Annotated in this window: 14 protein-coding genes; 6 read left to right on the forward strand and 8 right to left on the reverse strand. The window is 65.7% G+C overall.

Features of this window, described 5'->3' with window-relative positions:
• Positions 1-3: 3 nt before the first annotated feature.
• Together BMX07_RS08245 and BMX07_RS08250 are read right to left on the reverse strand one after the other, a co-directional pair.
• Positions 4-2,346, reverse strand: a complete 2,343-nt coding sequence (locus BMX07_RS08245; RefSeq protein ID WP_090616661.1) for an LUD domain-containing protein — start codon at positions 2,344-2,346, stop codon at positions 4-6.
• A gap of 1 nt (position 2,347) precedes the next feature.
• Entirely contained in the window at positions 2,348-2,854 is a 507-nt protein-coding gene (locus tag BMX07_RS08250; protein ID WP_090616663.1) for an LUD domain-containing protein, read from the reverse strand.
• Positions 2,855-3,141: 287 nt separating this feature from the next.
• Here BMX07_RS08250 and BMX07_RS08255 point away from each other — a divergent pair, with 287 nt between their 5' ends.
• From BMX07_RS08255 to BMX07_RS24340, 3 genes are all read left to right on the forward strand, one after another.
• Positions 3,142-3,570, forward strand: coding sequence for a hypothetical protein (locus BMX07_RS08255; RefSeq protein ID WP_090616665.1), 429 nt, complete (start codon positions 3,142-3,144; stop codon positions 3,568-3,570).
• A 1-nt stretch (position 3,571) separates the two neighbouring features.
• Positions 3,572-4,537, forward strand: coding sequence for an alpha/beta fold hydrolase (locus BMX07_RS08260; protein WP_090616668.1), 966 nt, complete (start codon positions 3,572-3,574; stop codon positions 4,535-4,537).
• Between the two features lie 172 nt (positions 4,538-4,709).
• Positions 4,710-4,847: a hypothetical protein gene (locus tag BMX07_RS24340; protein ID WP_175480087.1), complete on the forward strand. Its 138-nt coding sequence runs from the start codon at positions 4,710-4,712 to the stop codon at positions 4,845-4,847.
• A gap of 195 nt (positions 4,848-5,042) precedes the next feature.
• Here the strand turns inward: BMX07_RS24340 and BMX07_RS08265 are convergent, their stop codons facing one another.
• The 3 genes from BMX07_RS08265 to BMX07_RS08275 all read right to left on the reverse strand — a co-directional run bounded on the left by BMX07_RS08265 (position 5,043) and on the right by BMX07_RS08275 (position 10,571).
• Positions 5,043-9,254, reverse strand: coding sequence for a carboxypeptidase-like regulatory domain-containing protein (locus BMX07_RS08265; RefSeq protein WP_175480088.1), 4,212 nt, complete (start codon positions 9,252-9,254; stop codon positions 5,043-5,045).
• 473 nt (positions 9,255-9,727) lie between these two features.
• Positions 9,728-9,913 (reverse strand): hypothetical protein, encoded by a 186-nt coding sequence (locus BMX07_RS08270; protein ID WP_090616672.1) that lies wholly within the window; start codon positions 9,911-9,913, stop codon positions 9,728-9,730.
• Positions 9,914-10,007: 94 nt separating this feature from the next.
• On the reverse strand, positions 10,008-10,571 hold the full coding sequence (locus tag BMX07_RS08275) for a GMP synthase subunit A (RefSeq protein WP_090617211.1): 564 nt from the start codon (positions 10,569-10,571) through the stop codon (positions 10,008-10,010).
• A 153-nt stretch (positions 10,572-10,724) separates the two neighbouring features.
• On the opposite strand from BMX07_RS08275, the gene BMX07_RS08280 reads away from it, so the two are divergent.
• Both BMX07_RS08280 and BMX07_RS24345 read left to right on the forward strand, forming a co-directional pair.
• Entirely contained in the window at positions 10,725-10,946 is a 222-nt protein-coding gene (locus BMX07_RS08280; protein ID WP_090616674.1) for a hypothetical protein, read from the forward strand.
• Between the two features lie 81 nt (positions 10,947-11,027).
• Positions 11,028-11,168 (forward strand): hypothetical protein, encoded by a 141-nt coding sequence (locus BMX07_RS24345; RefSeq protein WP_175480089.1) that lies wholly within the window; start codon positions 11,028-11,030, stop codon positions 11,166-11,168.
• A gap of 174 nt (positions 11,169-11,342) precedes the next feature.
• On the opposite strand, the gene pan1 is transcribed toward BMX07_RS24345, so the two are convergent.
• Positions 11,343-12,560 (reverse strand): proteasome-activating nucleotidase Pan1, encoded by a 1,218-nt coding sequence (pan1, locus tag BMX07_RS08285; protein WP_090616677.1) that lies wholly within the window; start codon positions 12,558-12,560, stop codon positions 11,343-11,345.
• 126 nt (positions 12,561-12,686) lie between these two features.
• On the opposite strand from pan1, the gene BMX07_RS08290 reads away from it, so the two are divergent.
• Positions 12,687-12,956, forward strand: a complete 270-nt coding sequence (locus tag BMX07_RS08290) for a MarR family transcriptional regulator (protein ID WP_090616679.1) — start codon at positions 12,687-12,689, stop codon at positions 12,954-12,956.
• A gap of 184 nt (positions 12,957-13,140) precedes the next feature.
• Here BMX07_RS08290 and BMX07_RS08295 read toward each other — a convergent pair whose 3' ends face one another.
• A complete protein-coding gene (locus tag BMX07_RS08295; protein WP_090616681.1) occupies positions 13,141-14,910 on the reverse strand; it encodes a hypothetical protein in 1,770 nt (589 codons plus the stop codon).
• Positions 14,907-15,713, reverse strand: coding sequence for a hypothetical protein (locus tag BMX07_RS08300; RefSeq protein WP_139210845.1), 807 nt, complete (start codon positions 15,711-15,713; stop codon positions 14,907-14,909). Before BMX07_RS08300 ends, BMX07_RS08295 begins: the two co-directional genes overlap by 4 nt.
• Positions 15,714-15,873: the final 160 nt, after the last annotated feature.

Here is a 15,873-nt window from a genome sequence, read left to right on the forward strand (position 1 = left end):
TCGTTACGGTCGGGTGCCGGGGGCGAGCAACTCGATCGGATGCGGCACGTCCCGCTCGAGCAGCACCTCGAGTTGCTCACCACACGAGGTTCCCGACGCTACGACCGTTTCCGCGCCCTCGACCTGCCCCGCCAGTCGCTCGCCGACCGCCACGCTGAGGTCGTAGTACTCCCGCTTGTAGCCGAACGAGCCGGCCATCCCACAGCACTCTGCAGTCGACGTCTCGGGTGCGTAGCCGCAGCGCTCGAGGACGGCCACCGTGGGCGCTTCGAGGTCGAGCGTCCGCTGCTGGCAGTGCGAGTGGTAGGCGACCGGCTCGGCGCCGTCACCGGTCGACAGGACGTCGGGATCGGCACCGTTCTCGAGGAGCCCGTAGACGTACTCGCAGATCTCGTAGCTGCCGTCCCGGAGGCGCTCATACGAGCTCTCGGGCAACAGTCGCTCGTACTCGCGGTGGATGGCCGCCAGATCGGACGGTTCGACGACGACCACGTCCCGGCCGGCGTCGAGGTCCTCCGCCAGCGCGGCGTAGAGCCGGCTGGCCTGCCGGTCGGCCGTCGCGACCATCCCCTGGGAGAGCGCCGCGCGCCCGCTCTCGGGCAGGTCGGGGACCGAAACTGGGACGCCAAGCGCCTCGAGCGTCCGGACCGCGGCCTTTCCCCGCTCCGTGTCGACGTAGTTCGTGTAGACGTCGGGGTAGAGAACGGCCTCGCGGTCGGCGTCGGTCCCGCCTCGAGCTGTTACCCGACCGGTCGAGGCGTCCGCACCGCCTTGCGGTACTCGCGGTTCCGCCGCTCGCTTTTTCGAGGCGGCTTCGCCGCCTCGCTTCTCGAACCAGTCGACGAGCGATTCCCGCTGGAAGGTCGGGAGATCGCGCCGGCGATCGATTCCGAGGGCGTGCTCGAGCGCCGCGCGGACGGGACCGGCGTCGGCGAGCCAGTTCGAGACGGGGGCGGTCGCGCTGGCGGCTTTCGCGACCGCGCCGATGTTCCCGAAGAAGCGCTTGCCGGGGTCCACTCCGCGTCCCTCGGTATCGGGCGTGAGGCCGTCGACGAGGAAGTCGTAAGCCTCGGGGTCACCAGTGTGGTTGATCCGGTCTCTGACCACGGTATTGATCCAGGGGATGTCGATCTTCACGGGACAGGCGTCGACACAGCGCGTGCAGCCGGTACAGAGGTCGTTGAACTCGGCCGCGGACTCCTGTCCGTGGACGCCCGCCTCCCAGCCGGTGGCGATCCCGCCCGAGTAGGTCTCGCCGCCGAAAGCGTGGCCGCCGACGGCCTGGAAGTTCGCACAGGAGTTCGAGCAGGCCCCACACCGGATGCAGTACAGCGTCTCCCGGAGCTGATCGTCCTCGCGCATGTCCATGCGGCCGTTGTCGAGCAAGACGAGGTGGAACTCGCGGTCGGCATCGGCCGCGTCGTCCACCGCCCCGTCGTCGGCCGTGATCGGCTCGTCCGGCCGATCGAAATCCAGCGTCGGCGACTCCGTCGGCGGCGAGAGCATCGTCACGTACTGGGAGATCGGCTGCCCCGTCGCGCTCTTGGCGATGATGTCGACGAACGGCTCGAGGTCCGACAGCGTCGGGAGCAGCTTCTCCACACCCGCGACCGCCACGTGGGTGTCGGGCGTAACCGCACACTTGCGGGCGTTCCCCTCGTTCGTGACGAGGGCGATCGTCCCGCTGTCGGCGACGACGAAGTTCGCGCCGGTGATCCCCACGTCCGCGTCCGTGATGATCTCGCCGAGATGATCCCGGGCGAACCGGGTCAGTTCCGCCGCGGTCTCGAACGGTTCGTCGGGGTCGAACCGCTCGTTGAACAGTTCGGCGATCTCCGGTCGAGAGATGTGCATCGCCGGCCCGACGATGTGCGAGGGGGTGTCGTCCGCGACCTGCAGGACCCACTCCCCGAGGTCGGTCTCGGTGACGTCGATCCCCGCGGCCTCGAGCGCCTCGTTGAGGTCGATCTCCTCGGTCGTCATCGATTTCGATTTGACGACCGACGGCGTCTCACCGCCTCCGGCGATTCCGTTCGCGTCGGTCCGGCGCTCGACCACGTCGGCCACGTACGCGTTCGCGTCCGCCGCGTCGTCCGCGACGTAGACGGTGCCGCCGTTTCCCTCGACGGCATCCCGGACCGTCTCGATCAGGTCGGGGAGGCGGTCGATGGCGTCTTCCTTGATCGCTCGCGCGTCGGTCCGCAACTTCTCGATGTCGTCGGTATCGTCGTAGGTCTGATACCGACGAGCGTTCGAGGCGCTCGCGTGGGCGTGGATCGCCGGCCCCTCGGTCTCGAGGAGGTGTCGAATCCGATCCGCCCGCTCGGATCGCGTGCGCTGTGCCATCTTATCGGTCCTCCAGGAGGATCACGTGGACGTCTCCCGGCCCGTGAACGCCGTGGACGAGGTCGCCCATGTCCGCCGTCGCGCTCCGGCCGGTCGCGAAGACGACGCTGTCTCGACCGGCGTCGAAGCCGTCCGCGAGACGGTCGAACCCGGCGCTGAGATTCGGCACGACGTCGCTTTCGGCGACGACCGCGACGTGGCGTTCCGGATAGAGGGCGATCGGCTCCGCGCCGTCCGCCGTCGATTCGATGGCGACCGTTCCGTACTCCGCGATCGCGAAGCCGACCGGCGTGACGCCCGTCCGGGCGGCCTGGAGATCGGCGGTCGTCGGCGCCGTCGTCACCGCGTCGGGAAGCGATACGCCGTCGAACGGGAGCGGCGCGCCGACGGCCGGCAGTTCGACGATCCGCTCGATCCGTTCGCTCGCGTCGGCGGCCGCGACGCGCTCGAGTCCCACCTCGAGTCCCTCGAGTGCGCGTTCGAACCGACCGACTGTGTCGACTGTCATCGTCTCCCACGTCCCGCCGGACGGGCAAGAGACTGATGGTCGGTTCGGTGTCACTTCCGAACGGCGACTCGACCGGCACCGGCCACAGGAATTGGCCACCTGGCCGGCGATCGGCGGCCGCGGACAGTCGCGACCACCCTCGGGAGCGGTCTCGGCCGGTTCGGCCCTCCGAAATCGGCACCGAGGCGTTCCGCGCGGGGACGGCTCCGTTATTTTCGCCCGCGACATGTCGGGTGCCATTGTGTCAGCTACTTCGAGCCGTTCGGAAAACGTGCGGTGTGGTTTCCATGACAGAACCAGAACTCGGCACCCACGAGTGGTGGGAGTCGTACAAGGAGACGGTAAACGGCGATCCGGAAATGGACGTCAGAGGGCACGACAAATTTTCCGAGAACTTCTACGTCCAGATGGGCGACGAGCGGGTCCTCATCGAGATGGACGGCGGCGAGATCGAGAGCCTCGTGCCGAACCCGACGATGAATCACCAGTGGTCGTTCGGCGTAGAGGGCGACCGCGAGGCCTGGGAGCAGTTCGTTCGGGAGACGCCACCCGCGTTCAACCACGAGATCATCGCCTCGCACTATCGAACCGCGGTCCGCAACGAAGACGGCCACCTCGAGTTGACCGGCGACAACAAGAAACTCTTCCAGCATCTGCGCGCGTTCCAGCGGACGCTCGATCTGATGCGGGTCGCACACAACGACGGAGGGAGCTGAGATGGCGGCGACCTACCGGCCGGGCGACGTCGAACCGATCAGCGGATCGTACGTCCACGTCGAAGTCGAGGGCGTCGACCACCGGATCTATTTCGAGGAGAATGGCCCCGAGGACGGCATCCCGCTGCTGTGCCAGCACACCGCGGGGAACAACTGTCAGGAGTGGCGACACCTGCTGACGGACGAGGAGATCACGGACGAGTTCCGCGTCATCGCCCACGATCTGCCCTATCACGGGAAATCGGTCCCACCGACCTCGCGGGAGTGGTGGACCGAGGACTACACGATGACGGCCGAGCAGTTCACCGAGACCCTCGTCAACCTCGCCGACGCCCTCGAACTCGAGGACCCGATCTACATGGGTTCGAGCATGGGCGGGAACATCACGCTCGAACTGGCCGACTGGTATCCCGAGCGATTCCGGGCCCTGATCGGCCTCGAGTGTGGTGCCCACAGCCCCGGATTCTACATCGACTGGCTCGATCACCCCGAGGTCAACACCACCGAGGTCAACGCCTACGCCTGCTGGGGGCTCATGGCACCCCAGAGCCCGGAACGGACCCGCCGCGAAACGATGTATCTCTACGAACAGGGCGCGACGGGCGTGTTCAAAGGCGACCTCTACTACTACTCCGTCGATCACGACTACCGCGACAAACTCGAGCAGGTCAACGCCGACGAGTGTCCGCTCTACATCGCCAACGGCGAGTACGATTACCTGACCACGCCGGAGGACGGCCGCCAGACGGCCGAGGGCGTCGGCGAAGGCGCGACCGCGATCGAGTTCGCCGAGATCGGCCACTTCCCGATGAGCGAACACCCCGAGCTGTTCAACGCCTACATCAAGGAGGTGCTCGCCGACGTTACCGGCGACCGAGACGAAGAGCTTCCCGACGTCCTCGAGCCCGACGACGTCGGTATCGAGCTTCACCAGCAGGGACCGGCGCGCGAGAAACCGCCCGAATAGACGCCGACCACCGGCCGCGCTTCGATCGTTCGAACCGCGTCCCGACCTCCGTTCGTTTTCTTCCGACGACGGCGCACCTCGTGACCCCGTCTCGAGACCGCGACCGACCGTCGCCGCTGGACGAGACGCAAGACCTATATTGTATGTGTCTAGTGTCCACGTGACACACTTCATGCCAGAATCGACGTCCGCTCCCGGTCGCTACGCCGAACGAGAGAGAGACGACGGTGCCGTTCGCATCTTCGATACGACGAACGACGACGCCTGGATCGAATCGGACACGACGCTTTCGATCGCCTGGCAGACCTGAGCGTCGCCCGCTCCGCTGTGACTCCGCCGCCGCGACCGCGCTTCGAGAACGGACGCTCGGAGCCGATTCCCTCGAACGCGTCCGGTATCGACGGCTATTCGCCGACCCGATCGTGTCGTCGGCACGAAAAATCAGTGGTTCGGCCGCTCGTCCGATTCGTTCGTCCTCTCTATCGGATCGCGACTGAGCGGCGTCTCAACCGACGATCGGGCTCGCGGCGGTGCCGATGCCGATTTCGGCTCCGATGCCGGTGATCACGTCCCAGATGTCCGAGATGTCGTCGGGGAAGTCGCCCGTGTCCGGCTGTTCGGGACCGTCCGCGTCCGGTTCCTCGATGGCGACGGTCGCGCCGTCGTACGCCGCGTCGAGCGGTTGGGTCTTCCAGAAGAAGGTCCGCTCGTCGACGCTCGAGGCCGCCGAATCGAACTCGAACGTCGCGTCGTCACCGGCGCCGTCGACGACTTCGAACTCGGCGCTGAACGCGTCGACCGGCATCTCGCTCTGTCCCGGCGGGACCCACGCTCGATCGACGATCAGGATGCCATCGTTCGCGATGTCGACGACCTGCCAGCCCGGTCGGTCGATGCTCTCGAACTCGAGGGCGTCGGCATCGTACCGGAGAACGAGCGTGTACGCGCCGATCTCCGTCTCATCGCCGGGGAGGAATTCGGTCTCGGCGTCGGCGGTCACACGTTCGATGTCGACGTCGACGGTAACCGTCTCACCGACCGCGACGGTCTCGTCGTCGACCGTCGCGTCGACGACGACGTCGGCATCGATCTCGTCGTCCTCCTGCTGGAGCGTGACGTCGACGGTCGCGGTCGCGCCGGCGTCGACCGCGACGTCCTCGCTGGCGTCCTCGTATCCATCGGCCGAGACGGCGAGCGTGTACTCGCCGGCCTCGAGTTCGAGGGCGTAGGAACCGTCCTCGTCGGTCGTCGTCTGCTGGTCGCCGACGGTGACCGTCGCGTCGGCGATCGGTTCACCGTCGGTGTCGGTGACGGTCCCTTCGACGGTGCCGGTCGTCGGCTCGGGTTCGAGCACCACGTCTGCGGTCGTCGCCGCGTCGGCCTCGACCGTGACGGTCCGGCTCGCATCTTCGTACCCCGCGGCCGAGACGGCGAGCGTGTGCTCGCCAGGCTCGAGCTCGATGGCGTAGGAGCCGTTCTCGTCGGTCGTCGTCTGCTGGTCGCCGGCGGTGACCGTCGCGTTCGCGATCGGCTCGCCGTCGGCGTCGGTGATCGTTCCCTCGACGGTGCCAGTCGTCGGCTCGGGTTCGGATACGTTCTCGAGTTTGTCCGCGGCGGCGTTCAGGTTCGGCTGCACCGTGAACTCGACGAGGTCGGCCGCGTTGTGCAGCGACTCGTTTGCGAGTGCGGCGTCGTCCGAAATGTCACCGTACTCCTCTTCGATGCGTTCGCCTTCCGCTCGAGCCTCCTCGGGCGTGGTGACGTCGGCGGGGTCGACGATCGGCGAGACGATGTCCGGGGCTCGTGCGTTGATCACGCCGACGACGGTCTCGAAGATGGCGGCCTGTCGGTCGTCGGCGTCGTCACGCAGGCGGTCGGCTTCCGCGGCCGCTTCCGCCGCGTCGGTCGCCTCGACCGGAGCGACGGCTTCGACATCGTCGAACTCGTCGTCGATCTCGGCCGTCTGATTGTCGACCTTGTCGTTGAACGCCTCGAGCGCCGCGTTCGTTTCGGCGATCTCGTTTTCGTTGACGCTCTCCACGATCTCGGCGATCGGGTCCGAGCCGTCGTCCTCCTGCTGGAGCGTGACGTCGGCAGTCGTCGTCGCATCGGCCTCGACCGTCACGTCTTCGCTCGCGTCCTCGTAGCCGTCAGCCGAGACGGTAACCGTGTAGTCGCCAGCCTCGAGTTCGAGGACATAGCTACCGTTGGCGTCGGTCGTTGCCTCCTGATCGCCGGCGGTGACTGTCGCGTTGGCGACTGGTTCGCCGTCGGCGTCGGTGACCGTGCCCTCGACTGTGCCGGTAGTCGACTCGAGTTCGAGGGTGACGTTGACGGTCGTCGTCGTACCGGCGTCGACCGTCACGTCTTCGCTCGCGTTCTCGTAGCCGTCAGCCGAGACGGCGAGCGCGTACTCGCCCGGCTCGAGCACGAGCGCGTAGCACCCGCTCTCGCTGGTCGTCGTCTGCTGGTCGCCGGCGGCGACGGTCGCGTTGGCGACCGGCTCGCCGGCAGCGTCAGTGACCACGCCTCCGATCGTTCCAGTAGTCGATTCGGCATCGAGCGTGACGTCGACGGTCGCGGTCGCATCGGCCTCGACCGTCACGTTTTCGCTCGCGTCCTCGTAACCGTCAGCCGAGACGGCGAGCGCGTACTCGCCCGGCTCGAGTTCGAGTTCGTAGGAGCCGTCGGCGGCGGTCGTCGTTTCCTGATCACCGGCCGTGACGGTCGCGTTGGCGACGGGCTCGCCGTCGGCGTCGGTGACGGTCCCGGCGACCGTTCCGGTTGCTGGCTCGTCGCCCCCGAGCGACTCGAGTTTGTCCGCAGCGCCGTGGAGAGCGGGATCGAGGTCGTTCTCGATCAGATCGGCGGCGTCCCGCAGCGATTGGGCCGCCTGCGTGGCGAGACCCCCTTCCTCTTCGAGGCGGTCCGCGACGTCGCGTGCGTCGGCCGGCGACTGGATCTCACTTCGGTTGACGTCCGCGACGCCACCGTCGTTGATCACCGTCACGACCTTGTCGAAGATCGCTACCTCTCGATCGTCGGCGGCGACACGAAGGCGGTCGGCCTCGTCGTGGGCTTCCGAGACGGTCTCAGCTTCGACCGCGTCGACGTGGCTGACGTTCTCGACGTCGACGCCGAGGAGTCCGGCCTTCTCCTGAAGCTGGCTGTTGAAGGACGTGAGCGCGTCGTTCGCGGCCGGGATCTCGTTCCCGTTGACGCTCTCGACGACCTCACCGACCGAGTCCGATCCGCCGTCACCCTCCTGCTGGAGCGTGGCGTCGGCGGTCGTCGTCGCAGTAGCCTCGACCGTCACGTCTTCACTGGCGTTCTGATAGCCCTCGGCCGAGACGGCGAGCGCGTACTCGCCCGGCTCGAGTTCGAGTTCGTAGGAGCCGTTCTCGTCGGTCGTCGTCTGCTGGTCGCCGGCGGTGACCGTCGCGTTCGCGATCGGCTCGCCGTCGGCACCGGTGACAGTCCCGGCGACCGTTCCGGTTGCTGGCTCGTCGCCCTCGAGCGACTCGAGTTTGTCCGCAGCGCCGTTGAGGGCGGGATCGAGATCGTTCTCGATCAGGTCGGCGGCGTCCCGCAGCGATTGAGCCGCCTGCGTGGCGAGGCCGCCTTCCTCTTCGAGACGGTCCGCGACGTCGCGTGCGTCGGCCGGTGACTGGATCTCGCTGCGGTTGACATCCGCGACGCCACCGTCGTTGATCACCGTCACGACCTTGTCGAAGATCGCCACCTCTCGGTCGTCGGCGGCGGCCCGGAGGCGGTCGGCCTCGTCGTGGGCTTCCGAGACGGTCTCGGCCTGAGCCTCGTCGACGTGAGTGACGTTTTCGACGTCGACGCCGAGGAGTCCGGCCTTCTCCTGAAGCTGGCTGTTGAACGACGCGATTGCGTCGTTCGCGGCCGGGATCTCGTTCCCGTTGACGCTCTCGACGACCTCACCGACCGAGTCCGATCCGCCGTCACCCTCCTGCTGGAGCGTGACGTCGGCGGTCGTCGTCGCATCGGCCTCGATCGTCACGTTTTCGCTCGCGTCCTCGTAGCCGTCAGCGGTGACCGTCAGCGCGTGCTCGCCCGGCTCGAGTTCGAGTTCGTAAGAGCCGTTCTCGTCGGTCGTCGTCTGCTGGTCGCCGGCGGTGACCGTCGCGTTCGCGATCGGCTCGCCGTCGGCACCGGTGACGGTCCCGGCGACCGCTCCGGTGGCCGACTCGTCGCCCGTGAGCGACTCGAGTTTGTCCGCAGCGCCGTTGAGGGCGGGATCGAGGTCGTTCTCGATTAGATCGGCGGCGTCCCGCAGCGATTGGGCCGCCTGCGTGGCGAGGCCGCCTTCCTCTTCGAGACGGTCCGCAACGTCGCGCGCGTCGGCCGGCGACTGGATCTCGCTTCGGTTGACATCCGCGACGCCACCGTCGTTGATCACCGTCACGACCTTGTCGAAGATCGCTACCTCTCGATCGTCGGCGGCGGCACGAAGGCGGTCGGCCTCGTTGTGAGCCTCCGAGACGGTCTCAGCTTCGACCGCGCCGACGTGGCTGACGTTTTCGACGTCGACGCCGAGGAGCCCGGCCTTCTCCTGAAGCTGGCTGTTGAACGACGCGATTGCGTCGTTCGCGGCCGGGATCTCGTTCCCGTTGACGCTCTCGACGACCTGACTCGGGTCGTCGCTCTGTGCATCGATACGGTCAGCGGTCGGTACTGTGTCAGCACCCATTCCTGCAACCCCGAAGGGGGCAGCAACGAGTGACAGAACGACAAGGGCAGCGAGTGTCGTTGCCCGTATATGTTTCTTTCTCATGGCTTTCACGCCGGGTGAGAAGTCAACAACTGTGTGATTGTATTTTGTCCCGGATATAACTGTAACTTTTAACTTCTATCGGCTAGCGATCGGCCGTTTGGATTCCAGTTCGCGGACCGATACAGGTGGGAGAATTGCTCACAGCGGCAATTCGATTCCGACGCGAACCGCGTACGCTACCGAACAAGGTTCCGCCGACGGGGATGTCGCTGGCTCGCTCGAGAAGGGGCCTCGGTCGGCGACGGCGAAAACGGCCGTTCCGAGGACCGGGCGTCAACCCTGGGCCGGTCAGCGGTCGCAGCCACTCGTTCACTCGGTGGCCATCGCCCCGTCGAAAACGCGTCCGTCGTCCGACGCGATCGTAACGAAAGATGGAGTTCGAATCGGCCTCACTCCGAGACCGTCAGTTCGCCGTAATCGAACGCCTCGCCGAGTCCCGACAGGCTGTCGAGTTCGTCCTGTTCCTCGCGGAGGGTCTGCTCGAGTTCCTCGAGCGCGTCGACGAGGCGCTGTTCGGTGTAGTACGCGTGTTTCAGGCCGTCTACGAAGAGATCTTCGGTTGAATCTACGGTCATACGTGCTTGTCAACGTGGAGCGCGCTGCTCCGAATAAGCGGGCTGCTTGCACCTGAGGAGCCGGATTCGGATGCTCCAGCGTCAGAACTGGCCGTCAGCGGGACGAGTCGGCTTCGCAGATCGCCAGAAAGTTCTCGAAGACCTCGTCGCCCTCCTCGGTGTGGGCCACCTCGGGGTGCCACTGGACGCCGTAGAGATCGCGGTCGGTGTCGCTCATCGCCTCGACGTCGCAGACGTCGCTTCGGGCCGTGAGTTCGAATCCATCGGGGAGTTCCTTGACCTCGTCGGCGTGACTCGCCCAGACGCGGGTCTCCGGGTGCAGGGAGCCGGTCAGCGGGTCGTCAGCGTCGACGATGTCGACGCTGACGTCGGCGTAGCCGCCGTACTCGCCGCTGCCGACGCGGCCGCCCAGCTCCGCGGCGATCAGCTGCATTCCCAGGCAGATACCCAGAACCGGCATCTCCGCCTCGAGGTACTCGGCGGAGTTCCCGATCCGATCCATGTCCGGACCGCCCGAGAGGACGACGCCGTCGGCGTCGACGTCTTCGGGGGGCGTGTCGTTGTCGATCAGCTCCGTGTCGACGCCGAGGTCGCGAAGCGCCCGGCGCTCGAGGTGGGTGAACTGTCCGTGGTTGTCCACCACGACGATCTTCGTCATTGCGTCCTCGTAGCGGGTCACTCGGTAAAAGCAGTCCGAAAACTGCGCTCGACATCGGGCGGTCGGCGGCGGTCTCCGCGCCCCTTGATAAACGACGAACGACTCGAGGCCGGGGTTTTTCAGTGCTCACTACAATCCGAGCGTAGAACCAGTATGAACCGGCCGAGTGTGGACGCAGGCGATATGCGGTGGGGGTGGACCTGTCCGCGGTGCGAGACGGACGCCTCGGTCTCGAGTGATCCGGCCTCCGAGACCTTCCGATGGGAGTGCGACGACCACTCGTGCGAGGCGGTCGGCTTCGGCTTCACCTCGCGGCGCAGGGCCCGACTCGCTCTCCGAGAGTACCGCGAACGGTATCAGAACGTCTACCGGTAGGCGCTCGCGCTGTGGCGGAAACCGCAGTTCTCGAGCAGGGGTTCCGGTACGCTTATGCGTTCGTCACCGGATGAAAACCACATGGCAGTCGATCTCAGCGAATTCGAGCATCCGTCGTGGCTCACTGCGGCAGGAACGGGTATCGGGTACGGACTGATCCTCGCGGTGTTGACGCTGGCCCTGTTCGTCGTGCCGTGGCTCGTCTTCATGGCCCTGTTCTAACGCGGTGTCGTGGGTCCGTTCCGAGCGGTGACTCGCGAGACGACCGTCTTCTATCCGCCATCCGGCTCGAGTAGCCCGAAATCGGCGCGCTGAGAAGTGAGTGGGGTTCGGTCGCCATCGCTCGAAGAACGAAAATCGAATCGAAAGATCGGCGTCGACCTCGCGTCGAAACGCTCAGGCGAACGTCTTCGAGACGTCCTCGGTCTCGTCGGACTCGGCCTGAACCTTGTCCCAGGCGTTGCGGAAGTCCTCCATCCGGATCTCGGTGCGGTCGTCGCGGATGGCGAACATGCCGGCCTCGGTACAGACGGCCTTGATGTCGGCCCCGGACGCTTCCGCCGCGTCGGTCGCGAGTTCGCCGAAGTCGACGTCGTCGGCGACGTTCATGCCGCGGGTGTGGATCTCGAAGATGATCTCGCGACCCTCCGCGTTCGGCTTGGGTACCTCGATCAGGCGGTCGAACCGGCCGGGACGGAGGATGGCGCGGTCGAGCATGTCGAAGCGGTTGGTGGCGGCGATGATGCGGATCTCGCCGCGCTCCTCGAAGCCGTCCATCTCGGAGAGCAGCTGCATCATCGTCCGCTGGACCTCGGCGTCGCCGGAGGTCTTGGACTCCGTTCGCTTGGCGGCGATGGCGTCGATCTCGTCGATGAAGATGACGGCGGGCTCGTGCTCGCGGGCCACGTCGAAGAGGTCGCGGACGAGCTTCGCACCCTCGCCGATGAACTTGTGGACCAGTTCCGAGCCGGCCATCTTGATGAAGGTGGCGTCGGTCTGGTTGGCGACGGCCTTGGCGAGCATCGTCTTCCCCGTCCCCGGCGGCCCGTACAGCAGGACGCCGCTCGGCGGGTCGATCCCGACGTCGTCGAACATGTCGGGCTTCTCCAGGGGCATCTCGACGGTCTCGCGAACCTCTTGCATCTGCTCCTCGAGGCCGCCGATGTCCTCGTAGCTGACCGCGGGGCTCTCGGTGACTTCCATCACGCGAGCGCGGACGTCGGTCTCGTTGGAGAGCGGCTTGACGATAGACAGCGAGTTGTTGACCGCGACCCGCGCGTCCGGCTCCAGGTCCTCGCGCATCTCGTCGGTGACCTCGGTCAGGGCCTCCTGGTTGTTCCCGTGCTGTTTGATAATGACGCCTTCGTCCGTGACCTCCTGGACGGTGGCGACGAACAGCGGGGACTGCTTGAGTTTCTTGTTCTCGTGCGTGAGTCGCTCGAGCTTCTGCTGGTACTTGTTGTTCTCGGCGTTGGCGTCGAGGAGCTTGTCGCGCATCTCCTCGTTTTGCGTCTCGAGGATCTCCAGCCGTTCCTCGAGCGCCTGGATTTTCTCCTGTTGGGACGCCTCGTCCTCGTCGTATGGGAGGTCGACGTCGTCCACGGTGTCGCTCATCACCCGACCTTTGGGCACTGGTTCATAAGAGACTTCGGGTAGGTGCACCTCCAAACGAAATATAACTGAAATGCATTAAATTGAATAGAAAATATTATTACCTCGTATTCGGAATGGGGAGATAGCATGAGTGCTTCAGAGTCGTTTCGACGGGAGACCAGCGAGCGGGGGACGTGGGACGACGTTCGTGACCTGCCTCCGAGCGCGAAACTCGTCGCGAAAGTTCTCGAGTACAACGACACGATGACCCAGCAACAGATCGCCGACGAGACGCTCCTGCCGTCCCGAACGGTCCGATACGCCCTCAACCGACTCGACGAGGAAAACGTCATCGACTCGCGCTTTTCGTTCTCCGACGCCCGCAAGCGGCTGTACAGCCTCGAGATCGAATCGTAATAGACGTTCGGCCCCTCGTCACTGCGTTCTCCTCGCGTGGGTTTTCTCCGCGTTCTCTCGGAAACGGCTTCCATTCGTTTCAGTCGAGAGTGCGGTTTCGAAGCGTGGCTAGTACTCGTCCGCGGAGAGTTCGCCGATCCGGTGTGCCTCGTTCGCGATCGACTCTACCGCCAAAGCCGGTCTCTCACCCATCGTTGTTCTGTTGCTCGGGAAGCCCCTCGATCAGCGGTTCCGTCGAGAGCGCGAAATCGTCGATCAGGAACTCCGTGTCCTCGGCATACGTTGGGTTCGACCAGCCCAGGAGGTAGCCTTTGTTCCAGCCCTGGGGTTTGCTCGGATCCTCGGGCGGGCTGAAAACGTAGTCGGTTCTCTCCGCAACCAGTTCGACCGCGGCTTCGTCCTCCCAGCGACGCCACCACTGCATGACGCCGTCGGCCTCACCCGGAGCCGAGCTCATCGTCAGCCGATGGACCGAATACATCCACCGACCCTGATCCCGGGCGGGGACGATGAAATCGTCGATTCCCTTGGTGTGGCTATACGACTGCCCGTCATCTCGCTCGGCCAGGCTCCCGGATACCGTCGCCCTCGCCGACCCGGGTTCCTCGTCGTGCGATGACCAGAGGTTGAACACCCCCGTGGGCCCGGTTCCGTGGATCGAGTAACCGTCCGTCCACACGGCGAGGAACTTGTCGTTGGTCGGGGATCCCCCACCACTCGCCTGCGAGTAGTTGTGTGGAACTCTGATCCAGAAACCAATCCAGATCTCGGGATAGCCAGTGGCGTCGTCGTTCATCCAGAACCGCTGTTCCGCCCAGGATTCGCCCGCGGGGTACCGAAACCGCAGCGACCGTCGTCCGCTCCGAGGCCGCCAGTCGCGACCCTCGGCGAACACGTCTTGCTCGCCGTTACTCCAGATGCTTCGCCCGCCGTCGGGCCACTCGTCCTGGACGACCGACGTCCGGTTATTCGACTGCCAGTAGAAGCCGTCCCTGTTCAGGTCCAACGAGAGCGTGTTCGCTTCGGCCATACTCCCGCTCTCGAAGTCGTCGAAAAACAGGGTCGGTTCCCGCAGCTCACCGGGCCCGTCGCCGCCCGTGCCATCTCCCGTGCCGGTCACCTGCACGGAGTCGACACGGTAGGTCGTTTTCGGATCGGTGGTACGTGCCGTGATCACGATCCGCAGCGTGTCACCGGCGGCGACCGTCGCTTCGACCGTCTCACCCTCTCGGGACACGTCGTCAGCGTACGTCGCAACGACCGTCTCGTTCCCGTCCAGCAGGTACGAGACAGTCAGCGTCTCACCGACTCGCCCGCACTCAGTATCCGCATCCGCATCGTCACCGTCGTTGCGGGCGTTCCTCGCGAGAGTGACGACGTCGTCGTAGTCGGCGTCGCCGTTACAGTTGCGGTCGAACGCGTCCGCGTTGGCCGACACCTCCTCACTCTCGAGGGCGTCGAACAGTGCGACGGCGTCGTCGAGATCGACGCTCCCGTCGCCGTCGACGTCCTCGAACCTGCCGTCGCCGTCCGGGTCCCTCGGCGGATCGGATCCGACGACGGCCGGTGGGCTGTCCGGGTCGTCCCGAAGCGGACCGCTGCCCCGCACCGTAACGGTCACGTCCACCGCATCGACGCTCGAGACGTCGATCGGTTCGGAGAGCCATCGTCCCTCGCCGTCGGTCTCCTCGGCGGTCAGGGCACCTGACCGGACGGCAAAGGACGGATGGGCGTCCGCCGATTCGATCTGCCAGGCGGTTTCGCCGTCGTGGACGGTAGTGCCGTCGGCCTGGTCGAACGGCTCCGCCCACGGCAGGGCGTCCGCGTCCCGGCTATCTCCGGCTCGGCCGGTCGCACCGGTTCCGAGACCGGTGCCCAATAGCATCGCGCTGACGCCCGCCCGTCCGAGGAACGACCGTCGATCGATCGCGTCGGCGCGTTCGTTCGGTTTCATCGTTCGGCCGCGCCGGTCGATTTCACGTCGACCTCGCCGTCAGTCGTCGAGACGTCACGCCGGTACCCGTCGTCGTCCTGGAACCGCTCGCTCGTAAGCCGGAGCGAGGTCGTTCCGGGTTCGACGCCCTCGATCGTCAGCGTCGCGAGGCGAACGTCCGTGGTCCCCGGCTCGACGGTTTTCCCGACGTCGACGGCCTCGACCGTCACCGACGAGCCGTCGTCGGCCACACTGACGTTCGAGATGTCGTCGAAATCGCCGGCGAGAGTCGCGTTCTCGATAGTCGTGACGCCCGTGTCGACCCCGATCGTGCTCCGAAACCCGGACATTCCATCGGGCGCCGACTCGAGAGTGAGCGCAACGTCGTTGCGTTCCCCGGAGTCGATATCGGCCGATTCGACGGCGATCGCGGCCTCGCTCTCGCCCCCGTCATCGTTTCCGTCGTCGCCGCCGTCGTCCCCCCCGTCGCTGCCAGTCCCGGGACCATCATCGCTGTCCTCACCGCCGTCACCGCTGGTGTCGTCCTCCCCGCCGTCGGTACCGGTATCGGTCGACTCGTTGTCCGTCGGCGAATCGTCGCTCGAGTCGTCGGGTTTCGGTGTGTCGTCCGCGTCAGTAGTCCCGTTCTCCGACGTGTCCCCGTCCGATGCGTTGGATTCTGCCGGTTGCGACGCCGTCGTAGTGGACGGTTCCGTCGATCCATCGTCCTGGGACAGTCCAAAACCCAGCATGCCGACGAAGACCGTCCCCGCAATCAGTACCGCTGCAACCCCTGCTACCGCTACTTTCTCACCATACTTCATGGCGGAAACAATTATCGTGTGCATTTAATAGTATTCGTAGATGATATAATTATCATACTATTTCTATCGGAATACGTCGGTTCATACGCGCTGATCGGGGGGTGTCGCTGAAGTCGGCCGAAACAGGACTGTAGACTCAGCGCGGACTACCGGTGGTGGC

Origin of the sequence: Natrinema salaciae (genome assembly GCF_900110865.1) — an archaeon.
Taxonomy (GTDB): domain Archaea; phylum Halobacteriota; class Halobacteria; order Halobacteriales; family Natrialbaceae; genus Natrinema; species Natrinema salaciae.

What these genes read in the sequence shown, in the direction of transcription:
- BMX07_RS08300 (WP_139210845.1), bottom strand. Translation starts at nt 15,713, where the DNA reads ATGAAGTATGGTGAGAAAGTAGCGGTAGCAGGGGTTGCAGCGGTACTG.
- BMX07_RS08255 (WP_090616665.1), top strand. Translation starts at nt 3,142, where the DNA reads ATGACAGAACCAGAACTCGGCACCCACGAGTGGTGGGAGTCGTACAAG.
- BMX07_RS08250 (WP_090616663.1), bottom strand. Translation starts at nt 2,854, where the DNA reads ATGACAGTCGACACAGTCGGTCGGTTCGAACGCGCACTCGAGGGACTC.
- BMX07_RS08290 (WP_090616679.1), top strand. Translation starts at nt 12,687, where the DNA reads ATGAGTGCTTCAGAGTCGTTTCGACGGGAGACCAGCGAGCGGGGGACG.
- BMX07_RS24340 (WP_175480087.1), top strand. Translation starts at nt 4,710, where the DNA reads ATGCCAGAATCGACGTCCGCTCCCGGTCGCTACGCCGAACGAGAGAGA.
- BMX07_RS08295 (WP_090616681.1), bottom strand. Translation starts at nt 14,910, where the DNA reads ATGAAACCGAACGAACGCGCCGACGCGATCGATCGACGGTCGTTCCTC.
- pan1 (WP_090616677.1), bottom strand. Translation starts at nt 12,560, where the DNA reads ATGAGCGACACCGTGGACGACGTCGACCTCCCATACGACGAGGACGAG.
- BMX07_RS08275 (WP_090617211.1), bottom strand. Translation starts at nt 10,571, where the DNA reads ATGACGAAGATCGTCGTGGTGGACAACCACGGACAGTTCACCCACCTC.
- BMX07_RS08265 (WP_175480088.1), bottom strand. Translation starts at nt 9,254, where the DNA reads ATGGGTGCTGACACAGTACCGACCGCTGACCGTATCGATGCACAGAGC.
- BMX07_RS08245 (WP_090616661.1), bottom strand. Translation starts at nt 2,346, where the DNA reads ATGGCACAGCGCACGCGATCCGAGCGGGCGGATCGGATTCGACACCTC.
- BMX07_RS08260 (WP_090616668.1), top strand. Translation starts at nt 3,572, where the DNA reads ATGGCGGCGACCTACCGGCCGGGCGACGTCGAACCGATCAGCGGATCG.
- BMX07_RS24345 (WP_175480089.1), top strand. Translation starts at nt 11,028, where the DNA reads ATGGCAGTCGATCTCAGCGAATTCGAGCATCCGTCGTGGCTCACTGCG.
- BMX07_RS08270 (WP_090616672.1), bottom strand. Translation starts at nt 9,913, where the DNA reads ATGACCGTAGATTCAACCGAAGATCTCTTCGTAGACGGCCTGAAACAC.
- BMX07_RS08280 (WP_090616674.1), top strand. Translation starts at nt 10,725, where the DNA reads ATGAACCGGCCGAGTGTGGACGCAGGCGATATGCGGTGGGGGTGGACC.